This window comes from Kribbella sp. NPDC043289 (assembly GCF_056436705.1).
This window is the reverse complement of record NZ_JBWKCB010000003.1, coordinates 1,161,433-1,181,739: the sequence shown is the minus strand read 5'-3', so window position 1 is coordinate 1,181,739 and position 20,307 is coordinate 1,161,433. Positions and strand designations below refer to the sequence as shown.

At 69.8% G+C, this 20,307-nt stretch carries 20 protein-coding genes; 10 read left to right on the top strand and 10 right to left on the bottom strand.

The genetic code is table 11. The features are described 5' to 3' along the window. Positions 1-6 precede the first annotated feature (6 nt). From AC0662_RS24125 to AC0662_RS24115, 3 genes are all read left to right on the top strand, one after another. Positions 7-801 (top strand): SDR family NAD(P)-dependent oxidoreductase, encoded by a 795-nt coding sequence (locus tag AC0662_RS24125; protein WP_478303340.1) that lies wholly within the window; start codon positions 7-9, stop codon positions 799-801. 194 nt (positions 802-995) lie between these two features. Then, positions 996-3,428: a DUF8094 domain-containing protein gene (locus AC0662_RS24120; protein WP_478303338.1), complete on the top strand. Its 2,433-nt coding sequence runs from the start codon at positions 996-998 to the stop codon at positions 3,426-3,428. A gap of 128 nt (positions 3,429-3,556) precedes the next feature. Continuing rightward, the gene (locus AC0662_RS24115) at positions 3,557-6,043 is read left to right on the top strand and encodes a polysaccharide lyase family 8 super-sandwich domain-containing protein (protein ID WP_478303336.1); all 2,487 of its coding nucleotides are present in this window, start codon (positions 3,557-3,559) and stop codon (positions 6,041-6,043) included. On the opposite strand, the gene AC0662_RS24110 is transcribed toward AC0662_RS24115, so the two are convergent. The 4 genes from AC0662_RS24110 to AC0662_RS24095 are packed head-to-tail and all read right to left on the bottom strand — an operon-like array spanning position 6,021 to position 7,781. Continuing rightward, on the bottom strand, positions 6,021-6,512 hold the full coding sequence (locus tag AC0662_RS24110) for a MarR family winged helix-turn-helix transcriptional regulator (protein WP_452204171.1): 492 nt from the start codon (positions 6,510-6,512) through the stop codon (positions 6,021-6,023). The genes AC0662_RS24115 and AC0662_RS24110 overlap by 23 nt on opposite strands. After that, entirely contained in the window at positions 6,509-7,108 is a 600-nt protein-coding gene (locus AC0662_RS24105) for a DJ-1/PfpI family protein (RefSeq protein ID WP_478303333.1), read from the bottom strand. The genes AC0662_RS24110 and AC0662_RS24105 overlap by 4 nt, the downstream gene beginning before the upstream one ends. Positions 7,109-7,158: 50 nt before the next feature. Continuing rightward, positions 7,159-7,548: a type II toxin-antitoxin system VapC family toxin gene (locus AC0662_RS24100; protein WP_452204173.1), complete on the bottom strand. Its 390-nt coding sequence runs from the start codon at positions 7,546-7,548 to the stop codon at positions 7,159-7,161. Further along, a complete protein-coding gene (locus AC0662_RS24095; protein WP_452204174.1) occupies positions 7,548-7,781 on the bottom strand; it encodes a hypothetical protein in 234 nt (77 codons plus the stop codon). Before AC0662_RS24095 ends, AC0662_RS24100 begins: the two co-directional genes overlap by 1 nt. An 89-nt stretch (positions 7,782-7,870) precedes the next feature. Between AC0662_RS24095 and AC0662_RS24090 the strand changes: the two genes are divergently transcribed. Then, on the top strand, positions 7,871-8,191 hold the full coding sequence (locus tag AC0662_RS24090) for an N-acetyltransferase family protein (RefSeq protein ID WP_478303331.1): 321 nt from the start codon (positions 7,871-7,873) through the stop codon (positions 8,189-8,191). Here AC0662_RS24090 and AC0662_RS24085 read toward each other — a convergent pair. Genes AC0662_RS24085 through AC0662_RS24070 form a run of 4 tightly spaced genes read right to left on the bottom strand, consistent with a single transcriptional unit; the run spans position 8,158 to position 12,087 of the window. After that, complete coding sequence (locus tag AC0662_RS24085) at positions 8,158-9,339, bottom strand: MFS transporter (RefSeq protein WP_478303329.1); 1,182 nt, start codon at positions 9,337-9,339, stop codon at positions 8,158-8,160. The two genes, AC0662_RS24090 and AC0662_RS24085, sit on opposite strands and share 34 nt — an antisense overlap. After that, entirely contained in the window at positions 9,336-10,367 is a 1,032-nt protein-coding gene (locus AC0662_RS24080) for a DNA polymerase III subunit beta family protein (protein WP_478303327.1), read from the bottom strand. The genes AC0662_RS24085 and AC0662_RS24080 overlap by 4 nt, the downstream gene beginning before the upstream one ends. A gap of 34 nt (positions 10,368-10,401) precedes the next feature. Next, a complete protein-coding gene (locus tag AC0662_RS24075; RefSeq protein WP_452204178.1) occupies positions 10,402-10,920 on the bottom strand; it encodes an AAA family ATPase in 519 nt (172 codons plus the stop codon). 15 nt (positions 10,921-10,935) lie between these two features. Beyond that, the gene (locus tag AC0662_RS24070) at positions 10,936-12,087 is read right to left on the bottom strand and encodes an anhydro-N-acetylmuramic acid kinase (protein WP_452204179.1); all 1,152 of its coding nucleotides are present in this window, start codon (positions 12,085-12,087) and stop codon (positions 10,936-10,938) included. Positions 12,088-12,340: 253 nt separating this feature from the next. Here AC0662_RS24070 and AC0662_RS24065 point away from each other — a divergent pair, with 253 nt between their 5' ends. Beyond that, positions 12,341-13,273: an endo-beta-N-acetylglucosaminidase H gene (locus AC0662_RS24065; protein ID WP_478303324.1), complete on the top strand. Its 933-nt coding sequence runs from the start codon at positions 12,341-12,343 to the stop codon at positions 13,271-13,273. Here AC0662_RS24065 and AC0662_RS24060 read toward each other — a convergent pair. Next, positions 13,270-13,788 (bottom strand): histidine phosphatase family protein, encoded by a 519-nt coding sequence (locus AC0662_RS24060; protein ID WP_478303322.1) that lies wholly within the window; start codon positions 13,786-13,788, stop codon positions 13,270-13,272. The genes AC0662_RS24065 and AC0662_RS24060 overlap by 4 nt on opposite strands. Before the next feature lie 83 nt (positions 13,789-13,871). Here AC0662_RS24060 and AC0662_RS24055 point away from each other — a divergent pair, with 83 nt between their 5' ends. The 5 genes from AC0662_RS24055 (at position 13,872) to AC0662_RS24035 (ending at position 19,999) form a co-directional block, all read left to right on the top strand. Continuing rightward, positions 13,872-15,740, top strand: coding sequence for an acyl-CoA dehydrogenase (locus tag AC0662_RS24055; protein ID WP_478303320.1), 1,869 nt, complete (start codon positions 13,872-13,874; stop codon positions 15,738-15,740). A gap of 261 nt (positions 15,741-16,001) precedes the next feature. Then, positions 16,002-17,246, top strand: a complete 1,245-nt coding sequence (locus AC0662_RS24050) for a hypothetical protein (protein ID WP_478303318.1) — start codon at positions 16,002-16,004, stop codon at positions 17,244-17,246. Next, a complete protein-coding gene (locus AC0662_RS24045) occupies positions 17,243-17,887 on the top strand; it encodes a hypothetical protein (RefSeq protein WP_478303316.1) in 645 nt (214 codons plus the stop codon). Before AC0662_RS24050 ends, AC0662_RS24045 begins: the two co-directional genes overlap by 4 nt. Further along, positions 17,884-19,107: a hypothetical protein gene (locus tag AC0662_RS24040; RefSeq protein WP_478303314.1), complete on the top strand. Its 1,224-nt coding sequence runs from the start codon at positions 17,884-17,886 to the stop codon at positions 19,105-19,107. Before AC0662_RS24045 ends, AC0662_RS24040 begins: the two co-directional genes overlap by 4 nt. Positions 19,108-19,216: 109 nt before the next feature. Continuing rightward, a complete protein-coding gene (locus AC0662_RS24035) occupies positions 19,217-19,999 on the top strand; it encodes a DUF4097 family beta strand repeat-containing protein (RefSeq protein WP_478303312.1) in 783 nt (260 codons plus the stop codon). Here AC0662_RS24035 and AC0662_RS24030 read toward each other — a convergent pair whose 3' ends face one another. After that, a complete protein-coding gene (locus AC0662_RS24030) occupies positions 20,000-20,248 on the bottom strand; it encodes a DUF6458 family protein (protein WP_478303310.1) in 249 nt (82 codons plus the stop codon). It lies immediately after the preceding gene. Between the last annotated feature and the right edge of the window lie 59 nt (positions 20,249-20,307).

The following is a 20,307-nucleotide window of genomic DNA, read 5'->3' as shown; positions in this document are numbered from 1 at the left end:
GGAACGATGTCCCGAGGAGTACTTGTCACCGGCGCGTCCCGTGGAGTCGGGGCGGCCGCGGCGCGGGCGTTCGCGCGGGCCGGCGACCGGGTCGTACTGCACTGCCGCGGAGCCGTCGACCGCGCCGAACAGATCCGCGCCGAGCTACCCGGTGACGGTCACGCAGTGGTCACGGCGGACCTCGGCGATCCGGCCGCGATCCCTGCCCTGGTTGACGAATCGGCCGCCGTTCTCGGTCGCATCGACGTCCTGGTGAACAACGCCGCGATGTTCGTCGACGAGCCCGTCGCGGGTTCCCGCCGCGTCGGTCACCCGCTGGCGGAGACGTCGTACGACGAGTGGGTCGCGACGTGGCGCCGTACGCTGGCCGTCAATCTCGAAGGGGCCGCACACGTCACCTGGTGTGTGGCGCGGCAGATGCTCGACCGGGAGCCCGCGGACGGCGTACGGCGGGGCGCGATCGTCAACGTGGGGTCGCGGGGAGCGTTCCGTGGTGAGCCCGACGTCCCGGCGTACGGCGCCTCGAAGGCGGGGCTGCACTCGCTCGGGCAGTCGCTGGCGGCATCGCTGGCGCCTCATGACATCACGGTGACGTCAATCGCTCCCGGGTTCATCGCCACCGACATGACCGAAGCGTTCCTCGACGGCCCCGACGGCGACGCGATCCGCGCCCAGAGCCCGTTCGACCGGGTCGCCACCGCCGAGGAGGTCGGAAACGCGATCTACTGGCTGGCCTCACCCGAGGCGAACTGGGCGAGCGGCGCCGTCCTCGACTTCAACGGCGCGTCGTACCTCCACTGAGCCGCACCGCAGTCGCTCCTGGGTGAGGTAAGGGGCGACGGGGCCGTAACAGATCCTTGTTGGGTCAGTTATTCAGTGACAACGGGTAAGCATCCGGACACCGTTTCGGCACTGAAGAGGGGTCCGGACTGCAGCGCCCGCCTGTCCGGTGCACCCGTCCGTCGCCGGGCTCGTCGTACAACGGGAGCCTCTTCATGCGTTTCGCCCGCATCACCCTGGGCCTGCTGCTCGCCCTGGCCGGCCTGGTGGCCACCGTGGCCGGAGCAGTCGCCGCCTTCTGGATCGTCGGCCCGGACAACACCGTCACGACCCCCAGCCGTGAGCTCGCGAGCGACGGTCTCGCGGTCGTCACCGCCCCGACGCTGCTCGACCGGCACGGCCCGACGCTGCACGTCACCGCGTCCGGCGACAAGCCGCTGTTCATCGGCGTCGGGCAGGACCTGGACGTCCGCGACTACCTCTCGGGAGCCGCGCACACCCGCGTGATCCGTTTCGATCCGCCGGACGCGTTCGGCACCCAGGACATGCGCGGCGGCAACCGCAAGCTGACGCCGCCCGGCCAGCTCGACTGGTGGGTCGCGCAGTCCGCGCCTGGCTCGCAGTCGATCAGCTGGCCGCTGCAGGACGGGCCGTACTCCGTCGTCGTGATGAACGCCGACGGTACGCCGGCCGTCGGCGCGCAGGTCAGTTTCGGGATCCAGGTCCACCGCCTGTTCGGCATCTGCCTGCTGGTGCTGGGCGCCGGCGTGCTGATCCTCGCCCTCGGCCTCGCGCTGATGTTCCGCCGCCGCACTCGAGCGACCGCCACCGCCGACGAGCCCGACACCCTCGAGATCCCGGTCGCCGCGACCTCCCGCATCCCGGTCCTGGTCGCCGCCGAGGACCGCGCACCGGCGTACGACGCCTCCGCCTTCGCCCCGGACCGCGTGAGCCCGTTCGCCCCCGACCGCGTCAGCCCCTTCGCCCCGGACCGGGTCGGCGCGTTCGCCCCGGAGCGCGCCGAGCCGACGCCGGCTGAGACCGCGCCCGAGTCCACGCCGGCTGCAGCAATCGCAACCGAGCCTGCGCAGGCGGCAGCCGCGACCGAGTCCACGTCGGCTGCGGCAGCCGCGCCCGAGCTCACGCCGGCTACGGCGGCCGCGACCGAGCCGACGCCTGCCGAATCGACGCCTGCCGAATCGACGCCTGCCCAAGCTGCTCAGGTCGAGCCCGCCCGGCCCGCCACCGCCCAGCCCACAACAGCCCGTCCCGGCACCGCCCGCCCGGCGACGGCCCGGCCCACGCCTCTCGTCCGGCCGACGCCGACGGCTCTCCCCGCGGCGCCGATGTTCATGTCGGCCGCCGCCGTCGCCCGGGCCAAGTCCAAGTCCCGGGTCCTCATCGGCGCCGGCGCCGCCCACCACCACGACGAACCCACCCGCCCGGCCCTGCTGCACGACCGCGCCGCCACCCCCCGGCCGACCCGCAACGAACCGACCACCCAGAAGCCCACGCGGACGCCGACCCCCCAGAACCCCACGCCGACCGCCCAGAACCCCACGCCCGCCGCCGAGAACCCCGCGCCGGCCGTCAACAAGCCCGCCGACGAGGCGACTGTCCCGCTCGCGGCCTCGCCGGAGTTCGAGAAGAGCGACGAGGCCGTACGCCGGACCGCCGCCCTGCTCGCCAGTGGCGCACTGTTGCTGACGGCCACGAGCTGCGGACTGGTCCCGCCGAAGAACACCCTGACCGCAGCGGACAGCCGCCCGGCGGTGACCTTGGCAGACGCCCAGTCCGTCGTCCAGCGGTACAACCAGGTCAACAACCAGGCGAACAAAACCCGCGACGGCAACCTCGCGCAGACGGTCGAGGGCAACCCGACCCTCGCGCAGACCCAGGCCGGTTTCGCGATCGGGCGGAAGCTCGACGCCGCCGGCAAGGACGTCTCGAAGCCGTTCACCTACACCGACCCGGAGATCGGTGCGCCGCAGTTCGCGTCGTACCCGATGCGGTTCGTGGTCAGCTCGGGCATCTCGAACGCGCCGGGCAGCCGTCAGCTCGGCGTCTGGCAGCGCGAGAACGCGGGCAGCCCGTGGCTGCTGACGCACTCGGTCTACCCGTCGAAGTCGGTCCAGCTCCCGTCCGTGGACGGCCTGCGTACGCCCGACGCCGCCGACCTGGACAACCTCCAGCTGCGGCCCGAGGCGGTCGCGAAGGACCTGGCGACGTACCTGAGCGGAGGTGCGCAGGCGGCGCAGGCGAAGCTGTTCACGCCGTCCCCCAGCGTGTCGAAGCTGCTCCAGGTGCGCGCCGCGTCGAAGGCGAACGACACCGCGGAGCCGTACATCGCGAGCGTGACCGACACCTTCACCACGAGCGGCGCCCCGCTGATCTTCATCACGTCGAACGGCGACGCGCTGGTCTTCCTGTCGCTCACCGAGCAGTACCTGCAGCGCGTCGAGCCGGGCTCGAACGCATTCTGGACGAGCGGCGAGGCGACCGCGTTCAGCAACATGGTCAAGTACACCCAGACCCTGCACCAGGACTACCTCCACCAGGCCGCCGTGGTCATCCCGGCGAAGTCGAGCAGCGGCCCGGTCCGCGTCCTCTCGATCGACCCCCAGCTCGTGGGCGCCGGCGGCGCCTGAACGGCCCGCGGGACCGGAGCCGCCCGGCCACCGGGCGGCTCAGAAGTCGGCGGTAAGCGCTTGTCGAAGGATAGTTCCGGCTGATTGACTTCCACAGTTAGGTTTTCCCATCCGCCCGGGAGCCCGCTGTGGAACTGTCACGTCGCCGTCTGCTGTCCTTCGTCCCCGCCACCGCCCTGCTGACCGCGGTCAACCCGGCCCCCGCTGCACGCGCCGCCTCAGGTGCCGCCTCAGTCGCCACGGCCGCAGGCCCCGGTCAGCTACTCGCCAACACGATCGCGATCTACGCCGGTACGGCGGAGTCGAACGCGCGCCCCGAAGTCGCCGCGAAGGTCACCGCGATCGACAACACGGCCCGCACCTGGCTGGCCGCACTCGACCGCGCGGGCACCGGCGAACTCTTCGCCGGCCTGCCGCTCGGAACCAGCGATCCGAATCTGAGCTCGTCGTACCAGCACCTCTACGAGATCGCCCTGGCCTACCGCCGGCCGGGGCCCGCGTCCGACTTGCAGGGCAACGAGCAGGTGCGAACGCGGATCGCCGAGAAGCTCGTCTGGTTGCACGACAACTACTACGGCGACCAGTCCAAGGGGTACTACGGCAACTGGTTCACCTGGGAGATCGGCATCTCGACGTACGTGTCGAAGACGCTCGCCCTGATCACCCCTGACACTCACACTGACACCGACCTGATCACGCGGTACGTCGCCTCGATGGACGCGTACCTGCGCAACGGGAAGGACGGTGACGTCGACCTCGACTCGCGCTTCCACACCGGCGCGAACCTGGTCGACATCACCGCGAACCGGGTCCTGCAGGGCGCACTGCTGAACGACGACGCGCGGATCCGCAAGGCGCTGCAGGACCAGTTCACCGTCTTCGCGACCGTCGACCCGTACAACCTGCAACACGGCGTCACCGACGGGTACTACGCCGACGGCTCGTTCATCCAGCACGCGTCGGTCGCGTACACCGGCTCCTACGGCAAAGGCCTGCTCAGTCGGGTCGTCCAGACCATCAAGGTGCTCGACGGGACGGAGTACGCGCAGAGCGACGATCTGGTCGGCGTGGTGCGGGGCTGGGTCGAGCACGGGTTCGCGCCGCTGATCTTCGAGGGCTGGATGATGGAGATCGTCAAGGGCCGCGCGGTCTCCCGGACGGCCACCGGGTACGACGATGTCGCGGTGATCGTGGAGGCGGTCGTCGACCTCGCCGACTACGCGACCGGCGCGGACGCGACGCGGTTGAAGGCGTTCGCGAAGTTCACCGCCCGGCCGACGATCAACGTGAACAGCTTCGCGTCGCCGGTCAGCATCGGTAGGTTCGCGGACCTGAAGGCCGACGCCTCGATCGTCCCGGCCGACCTGAACCCGGCCGCTGCCAGTACGGCGTTCAACGCGATGGACCGCACCGTGCACCGACGGCCCGGCTACGCGTTCGCACTCGCGCGGAACTCGTCGCGGATCAGCAAATACGAGTACATGAGCGGCGAGAACCTGATGCCGTGGTTCCAGGGCGACGGCGCGCACTACCTCTACCTCGCCGGCCAGGACCAGACGCAGTCGTTCGGCGTCGACTACTTCACCACGGTCTCGCCGTACGCGCTGGCCGGGGTGACGGCGCCGGTCGAGACGCGCAAGTCGATCCCGGAGCTGTACGGGACGCAGTACTACGACAACGCGGCGCTGGGCTTCACGGCCTCGTCGGAGTCGCAGAACACGTACGTCTACTTCCCGACCGGGACGAATGCGTACTCCGGTGGCGCGACGCTGGACGCGTACGGCGCGGTCGGGTGGGTGCAGTCGGACGACTTCGCCTACGCGTCGCGCGCCGAACTGCCGGACAACTTCGTGGTCTACAAGAACGCGTCGTCCACCAAGTCCTGGTTCCTGCTCGACGACGAGATCGTGGTCATGGCGGCCGGTGTCGGCGATGCGACGCGGGCCGTGACGACGACGCTCGATACGCGGATCGCCGCGGCTTCGGATGCGGTCGACGTACAGCAGGACAAGCGGTGGGTTCGGTACACCAACGGCGCACTGTCGATGGGGTACTACCTCCTGCAGCCGACACAGGTCTCGGCCGATCTGCAGACGGTCACCCGGAGCCGACGGGTGATCCGCGCGTCCAACCCGGACACCGCGGTGACCAAGCAGGTCTTCGGCCTGACCGTCACCCAACCAGCGGGTACGACGGGGTCACTGGCCTACACCTTGGTGCCCAACGCAACGGAATCTGCGCTGCGCTCCTACGCGCACGGACGGATCAAACTGCTCTCGAACACCGTGAAAATGCAGGCGATCCAGCATCTCGGCCTGCGTCTGACGGCGGCGAACACGTTCACCGCAGGCACGCACCACCTGCCCAGTCTCGCGATCGACGGACCGGCTTCGGTGCTCGTCCGGCGCGAGAAGTCGAGTGTGCAGGTCGCGGTCTCCGATCCCACCACGAGTCGGGACACGGTCACGGTCAACCTGTGGGCGCAGTACCTGAAGCCGGCGACGCCGACACCTGGCGTGCAGGTGACGCGGACGGCGACCGGTACGCGGCTGGAGTTCAGCACGCGGCACACCTACGGGAGGAGTCTGGCGATCACGCTTCTTCCAGCGTGGTGATCAGGGTCTGCATCGTCGCGAGCGTCGTCTGAAGGTCGTCGAGGTCGACCGACGTGGCGAGCTCGGAGGTCCACGGGTGCTGGGCGACCGCGATCTTGCGGATCGCCCAGTAACCGGCCTCGGTACAGGCGAGCAGCTTCGCGCGCCGGTGCGCCGGGTTCGGCCGGTACTCCGCGAGGCCGCGCTCCACCAGCAGGTCCGCGATCCGCTGCACCCCCTGCCGGCTGACGCCCATGATCCGGCCGACGTCGGCGACCGACCGCGGTTCGTCCAGTACGCCGCCGAGCACCTGCCACCACGCCGCGGTGATTCCACCGTTCGCCGCCAAACCCTGCGCGGCCTCCATCAGCCGCGCGTTCAGCCGGAAGGTGGCGAGCACGACGTCCGTCAGCAGCGCGCCCCCCTCCGACTGCTTGCCAGGCTTCGGCCAGTCCTCCCGCGGCGGTACGGGCTCAGCGGGATCAGTCATCCGACCAGCGTGGCGTAAGCGGCCGGGTCAGCGCGATGGAACACGCCCTCGTACGCCTCCAGCTTCGCCTCGTCCGCGAGCTCGAGCCGCTGCAGCACCGCCCGCGCGAACTGCACCGGCGAGTCCGGACCGGCCGTGATCAGATCGCCGCCGACGACCGCGCGCTCCTCGACGTACCGGCCGGAGCCCTGGTACCCGGTCGCCTGCAGGTACTCCTTGGCCGCACTCGTGTGGTCCCGATCGTCCAGCAGTCCGGCCTGCGCCAGCCCCGCCGTTGCGCCACAGATCGCCGCGACCGGCACGCCCGCGTCCAGGAACTGCCCCGCCAGCTTCGCGAACACCTCGCTGCCACCGTTGTCCCATTGCCCCGACCCCGCGAGCACCAGCAGATCCCCCGCATCCGGCGCGACATCCGCGACCGTGACGTCCGGCACGATCCGCATCCCACCCATGCTCACCACCGACTCGAGCGACTCCCCCACCGTCACCACAGTCCACGGCACCCCGGTGAACCGCCCGGTCCGCAACTCCACCAGAAGATGCCCGATCTCCCAGTCCGCCCACGTCTCGTACACCGCCACATACGCTGTCCTCATAGACAACATACTGTCATCCCGACAACATACTGTCAATAACCCAGGGGGGGTCAGGCGGGCGCGTCGACAGCCAGTCCGGCCGTTCGGGCGGCATCCGCGAGGCGCTTGTCGTAGGTGACGAACGAGGTCAGCGGCTGGATCCGCAGAGCGGTCGCCAGGTGGATGGCGTCGAGGCTTCGCACGGTCGCCGGCCGCACAGTCTGCGCGAGAATCCGAGTCCCCGAGTCCAGCTCCAGCAGGTCAGTCAGGTCCAGGACTCTCGCCAGCCGCGTCACCGCTTGCGGAGCATGCCGTGCGAGCGCCCGCGTGGACTCGATCTCCGCAAGAACCGAACTCACCCAATCGATCTCCGCCCGCTCATCGAGCCAGTGGCGCAAGGCGTCCGACTCGGCCTCGGCGTGCACCAGCTTCACGATCGCCGCCGAGTCGAGGTAGATCATCAGCGCTCGCCGTCGCGATCCCGGGAGAGCTCGGCCGCGACGTCGACGCCGTCCGGCTCCCCGAGCGGCATCCGAAGGACCGCGCGCCGCAACTCGGCGGCACGCTCGCGGCGCATGGCGGCCTCGAGCACCGCCCGCCTGATGACCGCCGACCGCGAGCCACCGCCATGGGTCAGCACCGCCAGCGCATGCTCTGTCTCCGCATCCGAGCGGATCGTGATCGTGTCTGCCATGGAACCATCGTAAGACACTTTGTCTTACACCCCAAGGCTCCACCGAAAATCACCTGCGCGCGTGGGCGGTCCGCTGGGAAGGTGGCGAGATGGGTGTGCGTGAGCTGACGTTGGGTGACTGGGGGCGGTTGTGGCCGTTGTTGGAGGGGTTTGGGACTGAGTTCGGAGAGGGCGAGTCGCGGGGGTACTTCGAGGAGTTGGTGGGTGATCCGCGGTGGGTGGCCCTCGGGTACGACGACGGTGGCGAGCTGATCGGGTACGCCGCTGTGCAGGACTACGGGACGCACCTGCGCGCGGGTCGACGGCATCAAGGTCGGTTGCACGATTTGTACGTGCTGCCCGAGCGACGGCGTACCGGGGTGGGGCGGGCACCCGACTACCCCACCTTCGACATCGAGTTCCCCAGGTAGTTCCTGTCCAGACGGAGCAGGGAGACGCCGGCGAGGGCGGTCGCGCCGGCGGCGAGGGTCAGGGCGTGGTGGATGTCGAGGGTCGCGAGCAGGTTGGTGGAGGCGATCAGGGGGACGGTTTGCGCGAGGGACAGGAGGGACTGCAGGCGGGTGAGGTGTGATCGCGGCGTACCGCGGACGAACACCGGCGCGAGGTGTGAGGTGAAGAGGCCGACGCCGAGGCCTTGGACGACAGTTGCGGTGACTGCGAACGGGATCGATGGGGCGAGCGTGAGGGCGCCGATGCCTGCCGCGGCGAGGACGCAGCCGAGACCGCCCGCGACACCAGGACGGTCGAACGTCCCGAAGCGAGCGACGAGAACCGTCACGAGCAACCCGCCGCACACGTTGCCGGCGACAACGAACCCCGCCTGACCGGCCGTCCAGTCGTGCGACCGAGCCAGCAGCGGGACGCACAACGACGTGACCGGGAGGACGAAGGCGGCGACGAGTGCGACGACCGCGAGGATCACTCGGAGCACAGGATCGCCAACGGCGAGGCGCAGTCCGTCCAGGGCGGAACGCAGTACCGGGGCGGCAGGTTGCGGAGTCAGGTCGTACGGCGGTTTGAGCATGAGCAGCACGACGAACTGGACGGCGAAGGTCAGGCCGTCGAGTGTGAGCGCGCCGACCAGCCCCACCGTCGCGACGAGCAGCCCGCTGAGCGGTCCGCCGGCGAGCGTGATGACCTGAGTGGCCGACGTACGGATAGCCATTGCCCGGGGCAACTGATCGTCCGTGACGAACAGGCGCGGCAGGACCCCGGCGGCGGGCAGGGCGAACGCGTCGACGGTCCCGACCACGACCGACGTCGTCAGCAACAGACCGGCCGAGACGCCGCGGACACCGACGGCCGCGGCGAGCATGAAGCAGCAGGTGCCGACGATCGCGGTACAGGCAAGGAGTAGACGGCGCGGCCCGATGCGGTCGCCCAGGACGCCGCCGAGCACCAGGAGTACGGCGCGCGGCAGGGTGAACCCGGTCAGTACCAGCGCGGCGACGTGCGGGCCGATGCCCGTCGCCGCCCAACCGAGCGCGAAGAACAGCGCGGTGTCGCCGAGTACCGAGAGTGTGGAGCCTGCGAGCCAGCCGTAGTACGACCGGTTCACCCGTCCAGCCGGACAGGCATGACGAGCGTGGTGAACGTACCTTGGTCGGCCGACCGCACCACGACCGGACGGTCCTGCGCGCAGATCTCGAGCAGCACGTCCGGACCGACACTCGCCTCCAGCGCGGCGGCGAGCAGACTCGCGGTGAACCCGATCCGCACCGGCGCCGACCCGACCGCGTCGAGCTTCACCTCGTCACCGATCCGCAGCGCGTCGGTGTCGATGTCGAAGGCAACGACGTCCCGCCCGGCCAGCGCGTCCAGCAACCCCGCGCGATCCACTGCGACCCGGCACGCCGGCGGCGTCAACCCGTCGAGGATCTGCTGGTACGCCGGAAACTCCGCCTCGACCACCGCCAACTCGCGCGCGTCGTCACCCCGCACGAGCCTGAGCGGAGCACCAGGCTCCACCTCGACCCGCACGACGTCCCCCGCCGCGGCCCACCGGCTCACGCCCGCCAACTCCTCCGCGCGAACCAGCACGCGCCCCGGCGCCCCGCCGAACTCCTGCGGCCGCACCGTTCGCACCGCCAGCCGGTACCGGTCCGTGGCGACGAACGTGATCTCCTCGGGCGCGACCTCGAGCAACACGCACCCCAGCACGACCTGGAGCTCGTCCTCAGTACTGGCCGAGGAGGCGGCCGGCGCCACCTGCCGGATCGCGCTGGCGAACTCGGGACCGCCGAGAACCGTCGTGGTTCGGTGGGCTACGAGCTGAGTGAGCAGACGGGTCGCGGCGGCGCGGGTGGCGGTGGACTTGGCTTCGAGGGTGCGCAGATGCGCTCGGACCAGCTCGGCGACGTCGGCGGGATCGGCGTCGAGGGCCAGGCGGACGTCGGGGAGGGGCAGGTCGATCTCGCGGAGGTCCCGGAGCAGGCGGGCGCGGGGTTGCTGCGACTTGTCGTAGTACCGGTAGCCGTTCGTCGCGTCGACTTCCGCCGGCGGCAGCAGACCGCAGTCGTCGTAGAACCGCAGGGCACTCGGCGCGAGCCCAACCAGGCGCGCGAACTCACTGATCGTCAACCTCATGGGCCAGACCCTCACCCCTGTACCAACTCGAAGGTCAACTCCGGAGCCGGCCCCACAGGTTGAGGGTCTTGCCGAAGCGTTCGCCGCGGATCCAGTCCAGGATGCTCTTCGCGGACCGCTCGGGCGCCACGTCGCCGCGCACCGACCGCGGTACGTGCTTGCGGATCTCCGCCGCGTCGGCGAGCGCCTCCTCGATCTGCGCCTCGGGCCAACCACGCCCGGCCAGGCGCTTGCGGCGTACCGCGTCCGGGCAGTCCAGGTGCAGCCACCGGCCCTCCGGCAGCTCGGTCGGCAGCAGCGGCGACAGCAGCAGCACCGGGATCCCGGACCGCCTGATCAGCTCGGTGATCCGCAACCACAGCGCGTTGTACGCCGGCCAGATCGGCGCCGCCGTCGGACTCGCGATGGAGATCCCGAGCAGCCGGCCGTTGTCGTCCAGCAGCTCGTCCATGTCCATCACCACCAGGTTTCCCGGACTGAGCCGCACCAGCTCCGGCACAACCGTGGACTTCCCCGCCCCGGGCGCCCCCGTCACCACGAACAACCTCGTCACAGCTCTAGTGTGCGGTCATTGGACTGAGAGACGTCTGGGAGGCCGGGCTTCGCCGGAAATTGTCGGGAGGCCGCTGGGGCCGGGGGTGACTGAACCGAGGACGCTGGAGTGCCGCGCGCCGGTACAGCTCGGGACCGTTCCGCCGAGGCCGTGCACGGTGAGGAACCCGAGAACGGCGAACGCGTACGCCTCCTTCGCAGCCGACGGCACCCCGAGCTCGTCCGTAGTCCGGACCGGAATCTCCAGTTCGTCCGCGAGCAGATGCATCAGCACCGGGTTCTGGATCCCGCCGCCCGACGCGACCACCTCGGTCCCGCCGTACCGGCGGACCGCGTCCGCGACCGTCCGGGCCGTCAGCGTGGTCACCGTCGCGACCAGGTCCTCGGCCGGGATCTCCGGTAGCCCCTCCATCGCCCGCGCCACGTACGCGAGGTTGAAGAGCTCCTTCCCCGTCGACTTCGGCGCCGGCCGCCCGTAGTACGGCTCGGCCAGCAGCCGGGCGAGCAGCTCCTCGTGGACCTGACCGCGGGCCGCCATCACCCCGTCCGCGTCGAACGGCTGCCCGGTCAGCTCCGTCACCACCGCGTCGATCAGCGCGTTCGCCGGACCGGTGTCGAAGGCAACCGGCTCACCCTGGACGACGGTGATGTTCGCGATCCCACCCAGGTTCAGCGCCACCGGTACGCCGGGCAGCCCGCGCAACCACAGCACGTCGATGATGCTCACCAGCGGCGCCCCCTGACCACCCGCCGCCACGTCCCGCGACCGCAGGTCCGACACCACCGGTACGCCGGTCGCCTCCGCGATCCAGGCGGGCTGCCCGAGCTGCAGTGTCCCGCGGACCGAGTCACCGTCGACCCAGTGGAACATCGTCTGACCGTGCGACACGATCAGGTCGGCGTACCCACCGCAGAGCTGCTCGACCGCCTGCCGGGCGACCGCGGCGAACGCCTGCCCGATCCCGGTGTCCAGCCGGCAGACCTGCTCCATCGTCGTCGGTGCCGGCGGCAACGCACCCGCGACGGCCGTCCGCAGCTCGTCCGGGTACGGCTGGCTGAGCATCCCGAGCGGCGTCAGGACCAACTCGTCCCCGTCCAGCCGCAGGTCCGCGGCAGCGGCGTCGATCGCGTCGTACGACGTCCCGGACATCAGCCCGATCACTCGCATGTCACTCCCGCAGTTCCCGTCTCGGCCCGTCGGAGCGTCCATCTTCTTCCATCCACCGCTCCCGCGTGCAACCTTCCGCGCGGCGCCGGAGTCTGTACCGCTGGGGCGAACCCTTGACACCCGATTTCCGCCGGTCGATGATCGATCTCGCTATACCGGTTTATCTCTCCTCGTCTCCGAGTTGATCGGTCAGGCGGGGGAGAGCTACTTAACCGATATAGACACCGCCCATCTTTGACGAGGAGTCGATCGGATGAGTTCAGAGCTCATGAAGCGAAGGACCCTGCTGTCAGCCCTGGCCGCCGGCACCGCCGCGGCCGCCACCGTTGCCGGTACCGCCGGGACCGTACTTCCGGCCACGGCCGCGAGCAAGCGCAAGCCGCGCGCCGGGAAGACCGGACCGGTCACCGTCGCGTACGTCGAGGTCAACGACCACAGCATGCTGAGCGCCGGCAAGTACACGCTGGCGAACGGCGGCGCGCAGGTGATCGACGTCGCGGTGATCTTCGCGGCGAACATCAACTACGACGGCACGAACGCGTACCTGTCCTGCAACCCGCAGGTGCAGAACGTGCTCGACAACGTCGCGACCCAGGTCCGCCCGCTGCAGCAGAAGGGCATCAAGGTCCTGCTGTCGATCCTCGGCAACCACCAGGGCGCCGGCTTCGCGAACTTCCCGACCCAGGCGGCGGCCGACGCGTTCGCGCAGCAGCTCGCCGACACGGTCAACCAGTACGGCCTGGACGGCATCGATTTCGATGACGAGTACGCGGAGTACGGCAACAACGGCACCGGCCAGCCGAACGACTTCTCGTTCGTCTACCTCGTCCAGGCGCTGCGCGCGAAGCTGCCGAACAAACTGATCACGCTCTACGACATCGGCCCGGCCGCGGACCGCCTGACCTACAACGGCCAGAGCATCGCCAACACCTTCGACTACGCCTGGAACCCGTACTACGGAACCTGGGGCGTCCCGAGCGGCCCGACCTCCAAGTCGAAGCTCTCCCCCGCCGCGATCTCGTACACCGCCACCAGCTCCAGCACCGCCGCGACCCTCGCCCAACGCACGGTCAGCGAAGGCTACGGCGTCTTCCTCACCTACAACCTCACCGAGTCCGACACGTCGTCCTACATGACCGTCTTCACCCAGAAGCTCTACGGCAGCGCGACGGTCTACAGCGGTTAGAACTCGTACTCCCAGCCTGGTTGCCAGTTGAAGGGGGCAACGATCAGGTCTTCCATCGGTTGCCCGCTCCCCAGCAGGTGTTCCAGGGCCCACCTGTTGGCGGAGTGGGCGACCACGAGGACCGTCGCGTCGGCGTACCAGGTCTTGACGTCGGCGAGGAACGAACGGGTCAGCTCGACGACGTCGTCGTACGACTGGCCGCCTGGGAACGGTGTGCTGACGCGCTCGACCCGAGGGTTGAGCGCGTCCGCCGGCGCCCCGTTCAGCTCGCCGTAGTTGCATTCGCGCAATCGCCAGTCCTGGAGATGCGGTGCCGTCAGCCCGGCCAGTTCGACCGTCTCGACCGCCCGCAGCAGGTCCGAGCTGAACACGACGTCGACATCGCGCCGTCGCTCACCCAGCTCCCGCGCCAACTGCTGGCCGGTCACCGACAGCTCCCCGGGTAACCACCCAGTGGCGATCTCCCGCTCGTTGTCCACCGTGATCGAGTGCGTCTCGTATATCAGCCTGGTCACAGGTCACAGATAACCCCCTTTGTGCTCGTTACCGGCGGGTATATACTTAAGTTACTCGTGAGTACGATACTTAGGGGAGCCGTGTGAGCCACTACAAGTCGAATCTGCGCGACATCGAGTTCAACCTGCTCGAGGTGCTGGGCCGGGGCGAGGTGCTCGGACAGGGCCCGTACGCCGAGATGGACGTCGATACCGCCCGTGAGGTGCTCGCGGAGGTCGACCGGCTGGCCAAGCACGAGCTGGCCGCGTCCTTCGCCGACGCCGACCGCAACCCGCCGGTGTTCGACGCCGAGGCCCACGAGGTCCGGATGCCCGAGGCGTTCAAGAAGAGCTACCACGCCTACATGGACGCCGAGTGGTTCAAGCTCGAGCTGCCGGCCGAGCTGGGCGGCCAGCCGACCCCGCCGTCGCTGCGCTGGGCCGCCGCCGAGCTGGTGCTGGGCTCCAACCCGCCGGTGCACATGTACGCCGCCGGCCCGAACTTCGCGCACGTGCTCTGGCGCAACGGCACCGAGCGGGACAAGTTGATCGCGCACCACATCATCGAGCGCGGCTGGGGCGCCACCATGGTGCTGACCGAGCCGGACGCCGGCTCCGACGTCGGCGCCGGCCGCACGAAGGCCACGCTGCAGGAGGACGGCAGCTGGCACATCGAGGGCGTCAAGCGGTTCATCACCTCGGGCGAGCACGACATGACCGAGAACATCGTGCACCTGGTGCTGGCCCGCCCGCAGGGCATCGAGGGTGTCGGCGGTCCGGGGACGAAGGGCCTCAGCCTGTTCGTGGTCCCGAAGTACGACTTCGACCTCGAGACCGGTGAGCTGACCGGTGAGCGCAACGGCGCCTTCGTCACGAACGTCGAGAAGAAGATGGGTATCAAGGTCTCGACCACCTGCGAGATCACCTTCGGCGACAGCAACATCGGCGGCCCGGCGAAGGGCTGGCTGCTCGGCGAGGTGCACGACGGCATCGCGCAGATGTTCCAGGTCATCGAGTACGCCCGGATGATGGTCGGCACCAAGGCCATCGCCACACTGTCCACCGGCTACCTGAACGCGCTCGAGTACGCGAAGGAGCGGGTCCAGGGCGCCGACCTGACCCAGCCGGCCAAGGACGCGCCGCGGGTCACGATCACCCATCACCCCGACGTCCGCCGGTCGCTGCTGACCCAGAAGGCGTACGCCGAGGCGCTGCGCGCACTGGTGCTCTTCACCGCGACGTACCAGGACCGGGCCGAGCAGGCGCGGTACGCCGGTGAGCACGACGATCTCGCCGAGCGGGTCAACGACCTGCTGCTGCCGCTGGTCAAGGGCTACGGCTCGGAGAAGTCCTGGACGCTGCTCGGCACCGAGTCACTGCAGACGTTCGGCGGGTCCGGCTTCCTGCAGGACTACCCGATCGAGCAGTACGTGCGGGACGCGAAGATCGACACCCTCTACGAGGGCACGACCGCGATCCAGGGCCAGGACCTGTTCTTCCGGAAGATCATCAAGGACCAGGGCAAGGCCCTCGGCCATCTCGCCGAGCAGGTGCAGGCGTTCGTCGCCTCCGAGGCGGGCAACGGCCGGCTGAAGGAGGAGCGCGCGCTGCTCGCGAAGGGCCTCGAGGACACCCAGAAGATCCTGGGCATCATGGGGCAGGCCCTGATGGCCAGCAACCCTCAGGCGGAGAACGGCGACCCGCGAAACGTCTACAAGGTCGGACTGAACACCTCGCGGCTGCTGTTCGTGCTCGGTGACGTGGTCTGCTCGTGGCTGATGCTCCGCCAGGCCGACGTCGCGCTGGAGCGGCTCGGCGGCGAGCTTTCGGCCGCTGACCAGGACTTCTACACCGGCAAGGTGGCCGCGGCGCAGTGGTTCGTGCGCTCCACGATGCCGTCGGTGCGGGCCGAGCGGGTCAAGGCCGAGCTCACCGATCTCGACGTGATGGACCTGCCCGAGTCCGCGTTCTGAGCTCCTCCGGCTCGGGCGCTTGCGCGGCTCGAGCCGGAGGTTCACCCCCGCGGGGCAGATTGATCTGCCCCGGGTTGCCCCGCGATCTGCCCTGTTGCGGACCGGGGATGTACGGCAACGTTTCTGCCCTGCAACACCGTGACCCTGGCTTGGTTTCCCCTGTCCGAGCCAGGGTCGCGTCTATTCCGGTGCCGGAACCAGCCGAGAGGATGCCGCGTCCATGTGAACGTGCCCGAACCCGGTCGTCGTACGCTGTGCGCGATGCGCGCCCGTCTCTGCACCGCCCTGCTCGCCGCCCTGGCGTTCCTTCCGGCGTCCCTTCTGGCGCTTCCTGCCCAGGCCGCGCCGGCCGAGACCCCCGAGCTGCCCGACCGGATCGCCGCGGCCTGGCGCACCGACCACCTGTCCGTCGACGAGCGGCTGCGCGCGTCGATGCCGAAGACCGAGACCGACCGGATCCGCGCCGCGATCAAGACCGCCGGCCTCCCGGTGTACGTCGCGCTCATCCCGCAGTCGCCGTACCTGAAGAAGAACGGGTACGACCTGCCGACGTTGCTGCACGCACGGATCGGGCAGCCGGGGGTGTACATCGTCGCGGTGGTGTCCGACAACTACTGGTCGGACCGCGCGGAGCTGTTCCGGCCGGCCGGGCTGCGCGGACGCGACCTGTACAGCGTCCGGTCCGACGACCCGCAGGACCGCGACATCGTCAGCGAGCGTCCGGCGCCGTCGATCGTGCGGACGATCCAGCAGGCGTCGACGGCGTACGACGGCCGGGCGCTGCCGCCGATCCCGAAGTCCGACCTCGACCCGCCGCGCGAGGAGCGGGGGATGTCCGTGACCGACAAGTCGGACCGGGCCGCGTTCATCGGGATGGGCGTCGGCGGGCTGCTCGGGTTCCTCCTGGTGCTGCTGATCGGGCTGCGCCGGCGCCGGCCGGCCAAGCGCACCAAGAAGCAGTCCGGTGACGAGCCGCCGATCGAGGCGTGGGACGTACAGCTCAAGGCCGACGGCAAGATCGAGCAGGCCGAGCGCGCGCTCGCACGACTCGACAAGCGCCGGAAGAAGTCGACCGAGCAACTAGACCAGCGCGACGACGCGTACCGCCGGCTGGACGCGGCGCGCACCCTGCGCGCGGACCAGCCGGACGACGTACTCGCGTCGGCCGGGGCGCTCGTGCTCGCCCGCCAGGCGGAGCGGGTCGCGTCCGGCGCGGCCCTGCAGCCGCCGTGCTTCTTCGACCCGACCCACAACCCCGGCACGGCCGAGGTCGAGTGGTCGGACGACGTCGAGGTCCCCGCGTGTCAGCAGTGTGCGGGCGTCGTACGCCGGAAGGGGACGCCGCGCGGTCTACGGGTGTGGTCCAAGTCCGGGTTGCGCGGCCGTAAGCAGGTGCCGTACTGGACGCTCGACCCGGAGGAGAACCCGATGGTCGCGAGCGGCTTCGGCGCGCTGTCGGACGACCTGCCCGAGCGGATCGCGGCCCGGAAGGAGGACGCCCGATGAAACGGCTCCTGCTCTTGCTGACGGCAACCGCCTTCCTGCTGACCGGGACGGCGTCGGCCGCCACGCCGGCGGATCCCCGGCTCACCGCCGCGGTGGCGGCCTGGAAGACCGGCCACGTGTACGTCGACCCGGACTTCGCCTCGATTGCCGACAGCAACGAGATGGAACGGGTCGCCGCGGACGCGAAGCTGCCGGTGTACGTCGCCGTCGTACCGACCGGCGACTGGTTCCCGGAGAAGGACGACGCCGAGCTGCTCGCCGGCCGACTGGCCGCCGCGAACGGCAAGCCCGGCGTGTACGTCGTGATGGACGAGTACACGTCGCACGGTGAGGCGAACAACATCGCGGCGTACGCACCGAACAGCACCTGGGCGGACAAGGACGAGACGCTCAGCAAGCAGCTCGCGGCGTACCTCGACGAGGTGGAGCTCAATGACCGCTACACGGCGAAACCGGCCCGGACGGAGCCGATCCCGGAAGAGCCGGAACGGTCGTACCCCGAGGAGAAGTTCACCCCGGGCAAGGCGATCCGGAACGGGCTCGGTGGGGTCGTGTTCGGGATGTTCGGCGGCGCGATCCTCGGTGGACTCGTGCTGGTGGTGGCGGCAGTGACCGCCCGACGACGGGGAGGACAGGCGTGAAGGCCCGGTTTCTTGTGATCAGCCTGGTGGCGGCCCTGACGATGCTGGTCGTCGCCCCGGCCGAGGCGGCGACCCCGGCGGACCGGGCGCGGGCGATCGCGACCGCGTTGAAGAAGGACCCGCTGTACATCGACCCGGCGTATGCGACCGCCCTGCCGCAGAAGCTGCGCGCCGACGTGTCCGCGAAGGCGAAGGCGCTCGGGTACCCGGTGTACACGATCATCCTGCCGCTGACGCCGAGCGACGAGTTCCAGGGCGAGGAGAGCACCGTGCTCACCCTCGTCATGGACGCGCTCCGGCAGCCCGGCCTGTACGTCGTGGTGGACGGCGGCAGCCGCTTCCCCTGGTACGAGACGCGGGACCTGCCGCAGGTCAGCGAGGACAAGCTGTCCGCGTCGCGGTCGCGCGCACTCGACGACGAGGGGTACGACGCAGGGCCGACCGAGGTACTCGCCCGGATGTACGAGTTGCTCGCGCAGCCCGGGATCCCGAAGACGTCGAAACGTCCGGGCACGGGGTCGTCCGGCCGTTCGGACCGCTCCGACTCGGGCGAGGGCGGGCACGGGACGGTCGTCGCGGTCTCGATCGTCGGCGGGCTGGTCGTACTGATCCTGCTCGGGCTCGTCATCGGGCGCCGTCGGGGTTCGTCGTCGTCGAAGACGTTCCGCATCCCGCCGCACGTGGCCGCGACCGTGGTCGCCGAGCGGCGCCGCCGGCTCACTCGCGACACCACCGCGGAGCTCACGACACTCGGCTCCGAGCTCGCCGCACTGCCGTCGACCGACGGGCCCGGGCTGCGACACCAGCAGGCCGCGCTCGACGACCACGCCGCCGCGTCCAAGGTCCTCGACTCGTCGACCGAGCTCGTCGATCTGGTCGGCGCGATGGTCCTGCTCGACAAGGCCCGGCGCGAGTACGACGCGGCTGTCGCGACGGCGGCCGGGCGCAACGCGAACGCCGTACCGGATTTGTGTGCTTTCAACCCGTTGCACGGTCGGGCATTGGCGAAGGCCACGCAGGTGGAGGCGGATGGCACGACCGTCACCCTGCCGCTGTGCGCCGAGTGCCGGCGAGCACTGAAGCGCGGCGCTGCGCCGGCGTCGCTACCCGGCAAGGACGGGCCCTACTGGTACGACGACTCTGTCTGGGCGCGGACCTTCTTCGGCACCACCGGCGACGACCTCGCCGAGGCGGTCTCCCGGGGTGAGCTGAGCAGGTGATGTCCCTGGTGTCCCTGAGCGCCGGTCAGGGGCACCTCGGGGGATCTGCCTGATCCTGGCGACACACCTCGCGGCCTACTGTCGTTGCGACAACGTGGGTGGGCTCGAGATGAGGCGGACGATGGCGGAGAACAAGCAGCTCGGCGTGATCCTGCTGGTAGCGGCGGCCGGGCTGGCGTTCTGGCAGTTCGGGGACAAGAAGGCCGACGACACGCACAAGGTCGACGACAAGATCACCACAGTCCAACTCGCCGCCGACCACGCCGACATCACGATCAAGGTGTCCGACGACGACACGACGTCGGTGCGCGAGGAGCGCAAGTACTGGTTCTGGAAGCGCGGCGACGCGTACTCCGTGCAGGACGGCGTACTCAAGCTCGACGGCGACTGCGGGTGGCAGTGCTCCGCCGACCTCGAGGTCACCGTGCCGCGCGGTACCAAGGTCACCGGCGAGAACGGCAGCGGTGACATCGCCATCGCCGGAGTCGCGGGTGTCGACGCCAAGTCCCGCTCCGGCAAGGTCGAGCTCAGCGACGTCGCCGGCGACGTGAACCTCGACGTCACCTCCGGCGACGTCTCCGTCAGCGACCTCGACGGGAAGCTCGACCTGAAGGCCAACTCGGGCGACATCGAGGCCCGTGGGCTGAAGGGCGGCGCGGTTTCCGTCGAGACCACGTCCGGCGACATCGAACTGCAGCTCGCCGAGGCCAACGACGTCCGCGCGAAGGGCACCAGCGGCGACATCGAGATCTCGGCGCCGGGCGGTGACTACAAGGTCACGACCGACACCGGCCACGGCGACGTCGAGAACAACCTCGGCAACAACACCAACGGCTCGCACTCGATCAACGCCACCACGACGTCCGGGGACATCGAGCTCCGCGGCGAGTGACTACTCCTTGATGTCGCGGTGGCTTTCCTCGACGACCCGGTACTCCTCCTCGATCGCCGGGTCGATGGCGTCGGTGTCCACCCGGCGGCGCCGGTTGGTGATGTAGAAGGAGAGCAGGATGCCGGCCAGGCCGGCGAGGAGCAGGATGCAGCCGACGACCTGCAGGTTGACGGCATCCCAGCTGTCTCGCACGGCGAACGCCAGCACGGCGCCGACCACCATCAGAAAGATCCCCACACCGATGCTCATCCGAGCCTCCCAGCGAGTAGCGTCCTACGACTTCGAAGCTACTTCTCTGTACCCGCCCG

Coding starts and splice junctions, on each gene's coding strand:
- AC0662_RS24125 (WP_478303340.1), top strand. CDS start 7: ATGTCCCGAGGAGTACTTGTCACCGGCGCGTCCCGTGGAGTCGGGGCG.
- AC0662_RS24120 (WP_478303338.1), top strand. CDS start 996: ATGCGTTTCGCCCGCATCACCCTGGGCCTGCTGCTCGCCCTGGCCGGC.
- AC0662_RS24110 (WP_452204171.1), bottom strand. CDS start 6,512: ATGACTGATCCCGCTGAGCCCGTACCGCCGCGGGAGGACTGGCCGAAG.
- AC0662_RS24105 (WP_478303333.1), bottom strand. CDS start 7,108: ATGAGGACAGCGTATGTGGCGGTGTACGAGACGTGGGCGGACTGGGAG.
- AC0662_RS24100 (WP_452204173.1), bottom strand. CDS start 7,548: ATGATCTACCTCGACTCGGCGGCGATCGTGAAGCTGGTGCACGCCGAG.
- AC0662_RS24095 (WP_452204174.1), bottom strand. CDS start 7,781: ATGGCAGACACGATCACGATCCGCTCGGATGCGGAGACAGAGCATGCG.
- AC0662_RS24090 (WP_478303331.1), top strand. CDS start 7,871: ATGGGTGTGCGTGAGCTGACGTTGGGTGACTGGGGGCGGTTGTGGCCG.
- AC0662_RS24080 (WP_478303327.1), bottom strand. CDS start 10,367: ATGAGGTTGACGATCAGTGAGTTCGCGCGCCTGGTTGGGCTCGCGCCG.
- AC0662_RS24070 (WP_452204179.1), bottom strand. CDS start 12,087: ATGCGAGTGATCGGGCTGATGTCCGGGACGTCGTACGACGCGATCGAC.
- AC0662_RS24065 (WP_478303324.1), top strand. CDS start 12,341: ATGAGTTCAGAGCTCATGAAGCGAAGGACCCTGCTGTCAGCCCTGGCC.
- AC0662_RS24050 (WP_478303318.1), top strand. CDS start 16,002: ATGCGCGCCCGTCTCTGCACCGCCCTGCTCGCCGCCCTGGCGTTCCTT.
- AC0662_RS24045 (WP_478303316.1), top strand. CDS start 17,243: ATGAAACGGCTCCTGCTCTTGCTGACGGCAACCGCCTTCCTGCTGACC.
- AC0662_RS24035 (WP_478303312.1), top strand. CDS start 19,217: ATGAGGCGGACGATGGCGGAGAACAAGCAGCTCGGCGTGATCCTGCTG.
- AC0662_RS24030 (WP_478303310.1), bottom strand. CDS start 20,248: ATGAGCATCGGTGTGGGGATCTTTCTGATGGTGGTCGGCGCCGTGCTG.